The following is a 12518-nucleotide window of genomic DNA, read 5'->3' as shown; positions in this document are numbered from 1 at the left end:
GAGCAGGCGCCAGGGCCTGCTCCCCGCCGCCCGGTGGGTCAAAGCGGACGGGAACGGTGGGACGGGCTGGGTCAGACGAGGATCGGCAGCCCCAGGCCCGGCTCGAGCCGTCCCGGCGTCCAGTCGGCGAACCGCGCGAACTTCGGGAAGTTCACCGTGCCCGTCGCCGCGTGGTGCGGCAGGTGCGGACGCGGGTAGCCGGTGCTCAGCAGCCAGGTGCGGACCGCCACCTCGTGCCCGTGCCGGTCCTGCGCGGTGAGCGTGATCCGGTAGGCGACGCCGTAGGCCAGCGGCCCGGCGGGCCGCAGGCTGACCTGGTGGGTGACCGGGTTGTAGCCGACGACGGCGGTGTAGCTGTCGTCGTCGGGCCAGTCGCCGGCGGACGGGGTGGTGCTGATGTCCGCGTCGATGGTGGCCGGATCGGTGGCGGCGGGCAGGGTCGCCGTGAGCGGGTGCTTCGCGTCCACGATCCGGTTGGCGCCGGTCGGGTGCGCGCCCTTGCCGGAGCCGGACAGCGGCGCGGCCGAGAGCACGAGTCCGCCGGGCGCGGGCGCCGTGAGCGGGGCCGCGGCGCCGGCGAGCGCGGTGCGGACGGCCGCCCCGGTGGTCCCGCTCGGCGAGAACACCGGGCTCACCCAGTAGTTGGCGGAGCCGGACGAACCGGTCGGGAACGCCGAGGTGCTGCCGTAGGCGTAGACACCGTTGGACGCACCGCTCGCGTCGGCCGGGGCGGTCAGCGGGTAGGCCAGGTGGGCGCCGCTGAAGTACCCCTCGTCGGCCGCGTAGTTGCCGTGCGGGGCGTGGTAGGAGACCACGTAGGTGGTGTTGGCGCTGATCGCGACCGGGGTCGCGAACGTGAGCGTCTGCCAGCCCGACGCAGACTCGCCGGTGAAGGTGCCGGTGGCCAGGAGCTGCCCGGCGGACGACCAGAGGCTGCCGGTGTGGGTGCCGGTGTTGCCGGTGCCCTTGTAGAAGGTGACGCCGGTGACGTTGCCGGCCACGGCGGCCTGGAAGCGGGCGCCGAGCTCCAGGGAGTTGGGGTCGGCGGTGGTGTCGGGCGTGCCCGGCACGGTGGTGGAGGGCCAGAGCGTGCAGGGGCAGTTGGTCGCGGGCGGGGTCGCGCTGGTGGTGAACGTCCAGCTGACCGGCGCCGTCATCGCGTTGCCCCACAGGTCGGAGACCTGGACCGAGGCTGTGTAGACGGTGTTCAGGGCGAGCTGCGTGGACGGGGTGAACACCGCCACGTTGCCGGAGGTCACCGCCGCCGTCCCGGGCACCGCGGTGCCGTTCGGGGCCTTGACGGTGAACGTCAGCGTGCTCTGGTCGATGCTCTCGTTGAAGGTGGCCGACACGGGGCTGGTGATGGCGACGTTGGTCGCCCCGGACGTGGGCGACTTGGCCGTCACCGACGGCGGCGTGGTGCTGGCCGTCGAGGTGTCCAGGACCACGTCCACCCAGTAGTTGCTGCCGTTGGAGGCGGTCGAGGGGAAGGCGCTCGTCGAACCGTAGTGGTAGACGCCGTTGCTGCCCGACGCGCCGCCGCTCTGCAGCGCCGTGAGCGGGGCCAGGCCCGCGCTCTGGTTGGTGAAGTAGCCGCCGTCGTAGGAGTAGCCGCCGCTCGGGGCGAAGTAGGAGGCGACGTAGGTGGTGTTGGCCTTCACCGGGACCGGCGAGGCGAAGTTCAGCTGCTGCCAGCCGGACGCCGTCTCGCCGGTGAAGGTGCCGGTGGCGAGCAGCTGGCCGCTCGCGCTCCACAGGTTGCCGATGTGCGTGCCGGTGTTGGCGGTGGACTTGTAGAAGCGCACTGCCGTGATCGAACCCGGGCTGCTCGTCTGGAACTTGACGCCCAGCTCGACCGCGCCGCCGTCACCCGCGTTGACGGTGCCGGGCACCGCACTGGCGGGGAAGACGGTGCAGGGGCACTGCTGCGGTCCCACGGTGAGCGCCACCTTGGTGACGGCGCCGACGTTCGCGCTGTCGTCCTCGGCCCGGACCTGGACCTGCGCCGAGCCCTGCGCGGTCGGCGTCCAGGAGTAGCTCCACGAGGTGAGCCCGGTGGCCGGGTTCCAGGTGGTGCCCCCGTCGGTGGACACCTCGACGCGGGCGACGACGCCCCCGCCGTTGTCGGCGGCCGTGCCGGTGATCGTGACCGGCTTGAGCGCCGGGACGGTGCTGCCCGCCGCGGGGCTGGTCACGGTGACCGTGGGGCCGACGGTGTCGGTGGAGGCGCTCGCCGCGACCAGGCCGCTCTGCAGGGTCACCGGCTGCAGGCCCATGTCGGCCAGGATGTTGACGGTGGCCTGCTGCATCCGGGCGTCCGCGGTGACCGTCGGCGTGCCGGTGCTCGGCACGTTGGTGAGGCCCCAGGACCACTGCACGGTGCCGGATCCGAAGACCAGCGCGTGCGAGGTCGGGTCGCGGAACTCCACCAGGCTGTGCGTGGCGCTGCCGTTGCCGTAGAGGTTGCCCCAGTCCTCGCGCAGCGTCTCGTTCTCCACGTCCACGGTGGTCGAGGAGAGGTCGATCTCACCGCTGGGACGGCTGGCGTCAGCCACGTCGCTGTCCCACTCGTAGCCGAGCGTGCCGGTCGGGAAGACCGCCGTCTGGGAGGGCGTGAGGCTCGCGACGGAGGTGTTGCGCCAGATGCGCATCCTGGCGTAGCTGCCCGGCACGGTGATGGCGTCGCTGCGGTAGCCGTTGACCTGGAACAGGCTGCCGGTGAGCGCGTTCTCCGGCTCGTACGGCTGGTTGTAGTTGGCGCTGGCCGGGTCCATCCAGGTGCCGGTCCAGGTGCCGCTGGGGTCCGCCACGCCGTCGGGGGTGGGGAACTCCAGCTTCGTCATCTTGTAGCAGACCAGGGTGCGGTTCGGGGTGTTCGAGCCGTCGACGCTGGGAGCGAGCCTGGTCTTCCAGAAGACCTCGTTCCCGCTGAAGAAGGCCTCGTTGACGCCCGCCTTGCGGGCGGCGAGGACGTTGTCGTACTGCGCCTGGTTCCAGTACTCGTCGTGGCCGTCGGACATGAAGACCTTGTGGTTCAGCAGCAGTGAGCCGTTGGTCGACACGTCCAGCCCGGACATGTAACTGACGTCGTATCCGTTCTGCTCCAGCCAGGAGATCATCTCGTACTCGGAGCCGTAGACCCCGTTGTCGCCGCCGATGTCCAGCGGACGGTTGTAGCTGACCTGGTAGGCGCGGCCGTCGGGCGCGGGTCCGGCGCCCTGGTAGAGGTTCTGGCCGCCCCACATGTTGTAGGCCTGCCAGGTCTCGTCGGAGGTCTGCACGACCATCGCCGAGTGACTGGAGTCGTCCCGGACCACGAACGGGTACGGCATCAGGCCGTTGCCGTCGGTCTGGTCGAAGTTGGCGATGTACAGGCCCGAGACGGCGTCGCTCGGCACCGCCCAGCTCGCCGTGACCGGCCAGTTGCCGCAGTCGACCAGGCCGGTGGTGGCGCTGGTGGCGCAGGACGCGACCTTGGTCGTGTAGTTCGCCGGGTAGGTCTGCGCGGCCTGGGCGGCGGTGGACACCTCGCGGGCGCCGTCGCCGCCGTAGTAGCCGAGCCGGTAGATCTCGACGTGGTACGAGACCGGCGACTGGATCTTGAACTGGATGGTGGAGCCGGGTGTCACGCTCTCCGCGGTGGAGAAGCCCTGGATGTCGCCCCACGCATTGGGCGAGAACCAGTCGGACATCGGTGTGCCGGGCTTGGAGTTCTCACAGACGATCGGGTTGGAGCCGGTCCCGCACGGATCGGTGACGGCGTGCGCCGCCGAGCCGACGGTCAGCGGCAGGAGCAGGGCACCCAGCATCGCCAGCACGCCGAGCAGGCCGAGCCGGATGCGGGTGTGACTTCGTATGGGTCGGTTGTTTCGGACGGTGCGCTTCATGTTTTCCCCGGGGTACAGCAGTTCGTGCGACGTGAGGCGGAGGCGGCGTCAGGGCCCTGACGCCGTCCGCGGGATGACGACGCCTCCCGGCGTCGCGTGACCAGTTCTCCTCGATGTGGTGCCGTCCTGCGGTGGTGCGGGTGGTGCCGTCCTGCGGTGGTGCGCCCGTCAGCCCAGAGCGCCGGCCAGTGCGTCGACGACGCGCTGCTGCTGGTCGGCGGTCAGGTACGGGTGGAGCGGGAGCGAGAGGATCTCCTCGCCGGCCCGCTCGGCCTGGGGGAAGGAGCCTCGGCCGTGGCCGAGGTGGGCGAAGGCCTCGGTGAGGTGCACCGGCGTCGGGTAGTGGATCCCCGCGCCGACTCCGGCCGCGTTCAACTTGCCGACGACGGCGTCCCGGTCGGCGCCGGGCACGCGCACCACGTAGAGGTGCCACACGTGCTCGTTGCCCTCGACGGCGGTGGGCAGCACGACCCTGCCGGCGGCGGCGAGGCCGTCCAGCAGCTCCCCGTACCGGGCGGCCGCGTCGCGTCGCGCTTGGTTCCACCCGGCGAGGCGCGCCAACTTGGCCCGCAGCACCACCGCCTGGAGCCCGTCGAGACGGCTGTTGAATCCGGCCAGGTCGTGGCGGTACTTGACCGTGCTGCCGTGGTTGGCCAGCGACCGGACGGTGGCGGCGAGTTCCGCGTCGTCGGTGAGCACGGCCCCGGCGTCGCCGTAGGCGCCGAGGTTCTTGCCCGGGTAGAAGCTCGTCGCGGCGATCCCACCGCGGCCCGGGGTGCGCCCGTTCCGGCTCGCGCCCTGGCTCTGCGCGGCGTCCTCGACCACGCGGACGTGCGCGGGCAGCGCGGCGGCGAGCTCGGCCGCGGGGGCCATCTGGCCGTACAGGTGCACCGGCACGACGGCCCGGGTGGCCGCGCCGACGGCGGCGAGCGCCGCGTCCGGGTCGATGAGGTAGCTGTCCGGCAGGCAGTCCACCAACACCGGCACCGCGCCGAGGCGCGCGGTGGCGCCGGCGGTCGCGATGAAGGTGTTCGCGGGCAGCACGACCTCGTCCCCGGCGTTCACGCCTGCGGCGCGCAGCGCGAGCTCGACCGCGTCGGTGCCGTTGGCGACGCCCACGCAGTGCGCGACTCCCCCGAACCGGGCGTACTCCCGCTCGAACGCGGCGACTTCCTCCCCACCGATGAACGCGGTGCGCGCGAGCACGCGATCGAACCCGGCACGGACCTCGTCCGCGATCTCGGCATGCGCCGCGCCCAGGTCGACGAGGTGGATCTGGTCCATCGGTCGGTACTCCTATGGTCGAGTGACGAGGGAGGTTGCTACGTGCCAGGGGCGCGGGGCCCTACTGATGTGCGGCTCCGCCGCGTGGGCGCGACAGGCCACGCAGCTGAGTGGAGCGCCGATCGGGCAGGGCCATCCGCTCGTCAGCGGTGTCTCGCGCAGTTCCTCGCGCCCCTGAGAGGTGCAGCAACTCACCGAGAACCGGTTCAGGAACCGCACGGAGCTTCCGGGCCGGGCTGCCGATCCAGACCTCGCCGGCCGGGAGGTCCTGCAGCAGCAGAGCGCCGAGCCCCAGTTGCGACCACGCGCCGACGCTCAACCCCTCACGGACCAGCGCGCCCGCGCCCAGGTACGCGCCGACGCCCACCTCGACGCCGCCGCCCAGGCGGACGCCGGAGGCGATCGTGGCGAAGTCCCCGACGACGTCGTCGTGCGTCAGCACGACCTGCGGCATCACGGCCGCATGCGCGCCCACCCGCACCGCCGCCGTCAGCGCGCAGTGCGCGAGCAGCACCGAGCCGGGGCCGAGGGACGCGCTGTCCGCCACCGCCGCGGTGGGGTGGACGACGGTGCCGTACCGCTGCTCCGGCAGCGCGAGGCGGCGGACCAGCCGGGCACGGCCGGCCCAGTCGCGCGGGTTGCCGACGCAGACGACGACCGGGGCGTCCGGGTGGGCGTGCACGAGCTCGCTGCCGCCCAGGACCGGTGCCCCGTCGACCTCCGTGCCGTGCCGGGCCGGGTCGTCGTCCAGGTGTCCCAGGACCGCGTCGGGGCCGTGCGCGGCGCGGGCGGCCTGCGCGGTCTCCCGCGCGAAGCCACCCGCGCCGACGATCAGCAGGCCCTTCATCTCGGGGCCTCCCGGCCCAGCGCCGCGACCACGCGGTCCTGCTGCTGGTCCGTCATGGTGTGGAAGAGCGGCAGGATCAGTGAGTCGCGGGTGATCCGCTCGGTGACCGGCAGGCCGGCGTGCGGGTGGTCGGCGTAGGCGGGCTCGAGGTGGGCGGCCATGATGCCGCGCCGCGCGGAGATCCCGGCCTCGGCGAGGCCGGTCAGGACCGCGTCGCGGCCGTCCGGCCAGCCGTCCTCCGGGAGCACCCAGTAGGACTGGAACGTGGTCGTGCCGTGCGCGGGGTCGCGCACCGGCCGCAGCTGCGGCAGCTCGGCCGCGAGCAGCTCGTTGTAGCGGGCTGCGAGGGCCCGGCGGCGTGCCACGACCTCGTCGAGCTTGCCGAGCTGGACCAGGCCGACGGCGGCCTGGATGTCGGTCATCCGGTAGTTGAAGCCGACCTCCAGGTACTGCTCCAGGACCGGGGTGCGGCTGGCGTGGCGCGCGGCGGCGGAGGCGTTCATGCCGTGCTCGCGCAGCCGCCGCAGTCGGGCGGCGACCTCGGCGTCGTCGGTGGTGACCATGCCGCCCTCGCCGGTGGTGATCACCTTGCGCGGGTGGAAGGACCAGGCGGCGAGCAGCGCGCCCGCGCCGACGGGGCCGCCCGCGACGGTCGCGCCGATCGCGCAGGCGGCGTCCTCGACGATCGCGACGTCCCACTGGGCGCACGCCTTGCGGACGCTCTCCACGTCCGCGGGCACGCCGCCCTGGTGGACCAGGACGACCGCGCGGGTGCGGCCGGTGCGCACGGCGGCGATCGTCTCCGCCGTCAGGTTGCCGGTCTCCCGGTCCACGTCCGCGAAGACGGGCTCCGCACCGACGTAGCGGACGGCGTTGGCGGTGGCGATGAAGGAGAGCGAGGGCACGACGACCTCGTCGCCGGGCCCGAGCCCGAGGGCGACCAGGCACAGGTGCAGAGCGGTCGTGCAGGAGCTGACGGCGACTCCGTGCCCGGCGCCGACGCGCTCCGCGAAGGCCTGCTCGAACGCGGCGACCCGGGGCCCCTGCGCGACCCAGCCGGAGCGGACCGCCTCCGCGGCGGCCTGCGCCTCCTCCTCGCCGAGCCAGGGGATCATGACCGGGATCCGGTCCTCCGTGGCGCTCACGCCCCCGCCTCCGTGGCCGGCTGCGCGTCGCGCAGGCGCTCGGCGCGCCACCAGGCGACCAGGTCGGCCAGCCCGGTGCGCATGTCGATCTCGGCCCGGAAGCCGAGCCGCTGCGCGGCGTTCTCGATCTCGGCGAGGCGTCGCGTCACGCCGTTGACGGCGCGGGCCGGCCCGTGGACCGGGGCGAGGTCGGACCCCATCGCCTCCAGCAGGCCCTGGGCCAGCTGGAGCAGGCTGGTCTCGGTGCCGCTGGCCACGTTGAAGACCTCGTCGGTCAGGTCCGACTCGGCCGCCAGCAGGTTGGCGCGGGCGATGTCGCGGACGTCGACGAAGTCCATGGTCTGGGTGCCGTCGCCGAGGATCAGCGGCGGCTCACCGGCCTCGATCCGCTCCATCCAACGGATCAGCACCTCGGTGTAGAGGCCGTGGATGTCCATCCGCGGTCCGTAGACGTTGAAGTAGCGCAGGGCCACGTAGTCCAGCCCGTACATGGCGTGGAAGCTGCGCAGCATGCCCTCGTTGAACGCCTTGGCGGCACCGTAGAAGGTGTCGTTGTTGTAGGGGTGGTGGCGTTCGGTGGTCGGGAAGGTCTCGGCGAGCCCGTAGATCGAGGCCGAGGAGGAAGCGACGATCTTGCTCACGCCCGCCTGGACGGCCGCCTCCAGGACGTTGAAGGTGCCGTCGACCATCACCTCGTTGGCCAGCCGCGGTTCCTCCGCGCACTGGGTGATCCGGATCGCGGCGAGGTGGAAGACCAGCTCGGCGCCCTCGGTGACCTTGCGGACGGTGTCCGCGTCGCGGATGTCGCCCTCGACCACCTCCACGACGCCGCTCGGGAGCGCGGTGGCCAGGTTGGCCATCCGCCCGCGCACGAAGTTGTCGAGGACGGTGACTTTTTCCGCCCCCTGCTCCACCAGCAGGTCGACCACGTTCGAGCCGATGGTGCCCGCTCCGCCCGTCACCAGGATCCGCTTGCCACGTACGCTGCTCAAGTCGCTTTCCTTCATGAGGTGTTACCGGTTCCGGTTTCTGGTAGAGCCGTTCAGTGGCCGGTGCGCAGGCCGACGACCGCGCCGTGGAAGGCGAGGCTGCGTGACGCCGCCTCGAGGATGTCCAGCACCCGCAGGCCCGCCCGGCCGTCGGTGAGCGGCGCGCGGCCGGTGGTGATCGCGTCGGCGAACTCCTCGACCATCGCGCGCAGCGCCTCCCGCTCGGCGAGCGCGGGCGCGACCATGTCGCCGGTGCGGTACGAGACGAGCATGTCCCGCCGTTCCTCGGCGCCGATCTCCTGCGGCGCGGCCAGCTCGACCCCGCGGTCGAAGACGGCGATGCGCTGCGCCGGGTTGAGGTCGTCCCAGACCAGGGTGCGCTTGGCGCCGCCGACCATGGTGGTGCGGACCTTCGTCGGGGAGAGCCAGTTGACGTGCACGTGGGCGATCGCGCCGGTGCTGAGCTGGAGCGTCAGGTAGCCGATGCAGGCCTGGCCCGCGCCGATCGGGTCGGCGCCGTGGGCGGCCACGGCGACCGGCTGGACGTGCTCGGGCAGGATGAAGTCGAGGATGGACAGGTCGTGCGGGGCCAGGTCCCACAGCACGTCGATGTCCTTCTGCACCAGGCCCAGGTTGATCCGCACCGAGTCCACGTAGTGCAGTTCGCCCAGCTCGCCGCCGAGGACCATCTCCCGGATCCGGGCCACGGCCGGGGTGTAGCAGTAGGTGTGGTCGCACATCAGGGTGAGCCCGCGCTGCTCGGCCTCCTCGACCAGCCGCAGGCCGTCCGCGTAGGTGGCCGCGAGCGGCTTCTCGACCAGGACGTGCTTGCCCGCCTTGAGTGCGGCCAGCGCGACGTCGAGGTGGGTGCCGGCCGGGGTGGCCACGGCCACGGCGTCGACCTCGGGGTCCGCCAGGACCTCGCCGAGGTCGGCGGTGGCCTGGACGGTGGAGTAGCCGCCGAGGACCCGGCGGGCCCGGTCCACATCCAGGTCGCACAGGTGACGCAGCCGGAACCGGTCGCTGGACTGGAAGTTGCGCACCAGGTTGGGGCCCCAGTAGCCGGCCCCGACCACGGCGACGCCGAGCGGCTCGCGCTCGCCCTTCGCCGCCGTGCCGCTGCGCTGCGCTTCGCTCTGCTTCACCTGGACGTTCCCCCTCGTCGATCCGGACGCCGTGCCGTGCGATGCCGTGCCTTGTGCTGAGGAGTGCTGGGTGTTCCGCATCAGTAGGCCCCCGTCCCGCGGACCACGGCCGGGCCGGTGCGCCGCAGGATGTCCGCGTCGAGCGCGAGGGACCAGTTGTCGACGTAGGCGAGGTCCAGCCGGACGGCCTCCTCCCACGGGAGGTCCGACCGGCCGCTCACCTGCCACAGGCCGGTGAGGCCGGGCTTGACCAGAAGTCGGCGCCGGATCTCGTTGGTGTAGCCGTCCGCCTCGGCGGGCAGCGAGGGACGCGGACCGACCAGCGACATGTGTCCGGCCACCACGTTGATCAGCTGCGGGAGTTCGTCGATCGAGTAGCGGCGCAGCGCCGAGCCGACCCGGGTGATCCGCGGATCCGCCTTGATCTTGAACAGCAGTCCGTCGCTGTTCTGGTTGAGCTGCTCCAGCTTGGCTCTGCGTTGCTCCGCGTCCGTGTGCATGGTGCGGAACTTGAACATGGTGAAGTGGTTGCCGTACTGGCCCACGCGGCGCTGCCGGAAGAGGGCGGGGCCCGCGCTGTCCACTCGCACGACCAGCGAGACCGCCAGCATCAGTGGCGCCAGCGCGAGCAGCATCACGGCGGCCAGCGACCGTTCCAGCAGCTCCTTGGGGAACCGCGCGCCACGGCCCAACTCCGGTGCGCGGACGCCGATCAGCGCCATGCCGTCGGCCACCCGCACCGAGAGCCGGGATGCGGCCACGTCCGTGAGCAGCGGCGCGACCAGGAAGTCGGCGCCGGCCGCTGCGGCGCTCCAGGAGAGCCGCCGCATGTCCGCCGCACCGATCTGGGGCGTGGGGACCACGACGACCGCCCCGCTGTCGGTGTCGTGCAGGGCGCTCGGCAGCTCGTGCAGCCCGCCCCAGACGTGCTCGGCCCACGACCCGAGGGACCCTGCCTGCTCCGGATCGGTCAGGCAGAGCCCGGCGACTCTCAGGGCGCTGGTGGGCGTGCCGCCCAGCCGGGGCAGCAGTTCGAGCAGCCCCTCGGCCGAGCCGACCACGACGGCGGCCCGGTGTCGCCGCTCGGCGGCGAAGCGCCGCAGCAGCCTCCGGCGCAGGACCACTCGAACCCCGACCGCCACCAGGGCGACCGGGACGGCCGCCACCATCATGGAGTGCAGGAAGTCGTCGTCGCGCAGCACCAGCCAGTACCAGCTGACCGCGACGGCGGGCAGCGCGACGGCGCCGCGCAGGACCCGGCGGAACTCCTCGGGCCCCGCTCCGAGCGTGTCGGCGTCGTAGGCCCGGTAGGCGCCCATGGCGAAGAGCCAGGCCGGCGGCAGACCCAGCACCAGGGCCCAGTGCCGATGCTGACTGTGGATCAACAATCCCGCCAGCAGGGCGGCCAGGCCGTCCGCCGCCAGCAGTGTGCGCCGGTACGTGCGCAGCCACTGGCGGCGTCGGGCGTTGCCCTGCGTGCGATTGGTTTGATGATGGCCGTGTGTAATCGGTCCGACGATCATGCACCCCCCCGGGATTCCGGCTCGTGCCTCAGCCCGCGTTGTCGCATCCGAACTGGTCGAACAGCTGGATCTGTCGCCGTACAAGATGTCGTGCAAGAGTGGTGCCGAGGCCCAAGGGCCGTGTGCGCCGGTCCCCAACCCCCCTGGGTACGGAATAGGTCAAGGGCAGGTAAACCCTCGCCTTACCGGCGCTCGCGCAGCAATCTAGAGCATGCGGGCACAACAACGGGAATGAATCGGATACTTCGTGATTCTCGTGCCGCAAGTTCTGGCCATACTGCGTATGTGATGTACGAGACTCGTGAAGACATCAGCCTGGTCATCCCCGCCCACAACGAGGAGCGGGTCGTGGGCCGCCTGCTCGACGCGCTGCTGGTCGGCGGCGCGGACGGGCTCGACATCGTCGTGGTCTGCAACGGCTGCACGGACGGGACGGCGCAGGCCGCCCGCTCCCGGGGTCCCGCCGTGCGCGTGGTCGAGCTCGAACAGCCGTCCAAGCACCGCGCGTTGAGGGTCGGCGACGAACACGCCAAGGGCTTCCCCCGGATCTACGTCGACGCCGACGTGGTTCTCTCCGGAGCGGACGCCCGCAGAGTGGCGGCAGCCCTGGACGCCCCCGGCGTGCTCGCGAGCGCACCGGAACGGGAGCTGCCACTGGACGCCAGCGACTGGCGCGTCCGCGCCTTCTACCGGGTATGGCTACGCCTGCCGACGGTCCGTCAAGGACTGTTCGGACGAGGCGTGGTGGGGGTGTCCGAGGAGGGCCACGCCCGGCTCGTCGCGCTGCCCGAGCTGATGGCCGATGACCTGGCCTTCTCCCTTGCCTTCAGCCCCGAGGAACGGCAGGTGGTGGCCGAGGCGCGAGCGGTCATCCAGCCCCCGCGCAACTGGCCGGATCTGATGCGTCGTCGCATCCGTGCGATGACATCCACCGTGCAACTGGAGCACCACCAGCGGACGAGTGGCACTCCGGCGCACGGCGACAGCGCCGCGAGCGCCCGCACGAGCCTCGGCGACCTGCGCGCGCTGGTGCGCGCCGAGCCGAGCCTGCTGCCCTCCGTCGCCGTCTTCGCCGCCACCGCCGTCCTGGCCCGCCGCGCCGCGCGCCGCGCGATCCGCGCGGGCGACTTCGCCACCTGGCTGCGGGACGAGAGCAGCCGTTCCTGACCGTCCCGGCCCGCATCGCCTCTTCTGGGAGAGACCGCACATGAGCGATTCCGTCAGCATCCGCCCCACCGCCCAGGTCGACCCCTCCGCGGAGGTCGGCGACGGCACCACGGTCTGGGACCTCGCCCAGATCCGCGAGAAGGCCGTCCTCGGCCGCGAGTGCATCATCGGCCGCGGCGCCTACGTCGGCCCCGGCGTCCGGCTCGGGAACCGGGTCAAGCTGCAGAACCACGCCCTGGTCTACGAGCCGGCCGTGCTGGGCGACGGCGTCTTCGTCGGGCCCGCGGCGGTGTTCACCAACGACCACTTCCCCCGCTCGGTCAGCCCGGACGGCAGGCTGAAGCGCGGCGAGGACTGGGAGGCGGTGGCCGTCGTGGTCGAGGAGGGCGCGTCGGTCGGCGCCCGCTCGGTCTGCGTGGCGCCCGTCCGCATCGGCCGCTGGTCCCTGATCGCCGCGGGCGCGGTCGTCACCCGCGACGTCCCGCCCTTCGCCCTCATGGCCGGTGTCCCGGCCCGCCGCATCGGCTGGGG

Annotated in this window: 9 protein-coding genes; 2 read left to right on the top strand and 7 right to left on the bottom strand. The window is 72.4% G+C overall.

What is annotated here, in order from left to right:
- Window positions 1–71: 71 nt before the first annotated feature.
- From TR49_RS17595 to TR49_RS17565, 7 genes are all read right to left on the bottom strand, one after another.
- Complete coding sequence (locus tag TR49_RS17595) at window positions 72–3887, bottom strand: DUF4082 domain-containing protein (RefSeq protein WP_084724974.1); 3816 nt, start codon at window positions 3885–3887, stop codon at window positions 72–74.
- Between the two features lie 168 nt (window positions 3888–4055).
- Complete coding sequence (locus tag TR49_RS17590; RefSeq protein WP_042382783.1) at window positions 4056–5171, bottom strand: DegT/DnrJ/EryC1/StrS family aminotransferase; 1116 nt, start codon at window positions 5169–5171, stop codon at window positions 4056–4058.
- A 61-nt stretch (window positions 5172–5232) separates the two neighbouring features.
- A complete protein-coding gene (locus TR49_RS17585; protein WP_084724973.1) occupies window positions 5233–6018 on the bottom strand; it encodes a NeuD/PglB/VioB family sugar acetyltransferase in 786 nt (261 codons plus the stop codon).
- Window positions 6015–7163 carry a DegT/DnrJ/EryC1/StrS family aminotransferase gene (locus tag TR49_RS17580; protein ID WP_236653410.1) on the bottom strand — a complete coding sequence of 383 codons (1149 nt, stop codon included), beginning with the start codon at window positions 7161–7163 and terminating at the stop codon, window positions 6015–6017. The genes TR49_RS17585 and TR49_RS17580 overlap by 4 nt, the downstream gene beginning before the upstream one ends.
- The gene (locus tag TR49_RS17575; protein ID WP_236653409.1) at window positions 7160–8155 is read right to left on the bottom strand and encodes an NAD-dependent epimerase/dehydratase family protein; all 996 of its coding nucleotides are present in this window, start codon (window positions 8153–8155) and stop codon (window positions 7160–7162) included. Before TR49_RS17575 ends, TR49_RS17580 begins: the two co-directional genes overlap by 4 nt.
- Window positions 8156–8205: 50 nt before the next feature.
- Complete coding sequence (locus TR49_RS17570) at window positions 8206–9297, bottom strand: Gfo/Idh/MocA family protein (RefSeq protein ID WP_042382780.1); 1092 nt, start codon at window positions 9295–9297, stop codon at window positions 8206–8208.
- Window positions 9298–9377: 80 nt separating this feature from the next.
- Entirely contained in the window at window positions 9378–10820 is a 1443-nt protein-coding gene (locus TR49_RS17565; RefSeq protein ID WP_063770114.1) for an exopolysaccharide biosynthesis polyprenyl glycosylphosphotransferase, read from the bottom strand.
- A 288-nt stretch (window positions 10821–11108) separates the two neighbouring features.
- On the opposite strand from TR49_RS17565, the gene TR49_RS17560 reads away from it, so the two are divergent.
- Both TR49_RS17560 and TR49_RS17555 read left to right on the top strand, forming a co-directional pair.
- Complete coding sequence (locus TR49_RS17560; protein ID WP_042382779.1) at window positions 11109–11987, top strand: glycosyltransferase family 2 protein; 879 nt, start codon at window positions 11109–11111, stop codon at window positions 11985–11987.
- Between the two features lie 40 nt (window positions 11988–12027).
- A partial coding sequence (locus TR49_RS17555) for an acyltransferase (protein WP_042382778.1) occupies window positions 12028–12518 on the top strand: 491 nt, incomplete at its 3' end.

This window comes from Streptacidiphilus melanogenes (assembly GCF_000787835.1).
GTDB lineage: Bacteria > Actinomycetota > Actinomycetes > Streptomycetales > Streptomycetaceae > Streptacidiphilus > Streptacidiphilus melanogenes.
The sequence above is the reverse complement of the archived record's forward strand: the minus strand, read 5'-3'. Positions and strand labels throughout refer to the sequence as shown.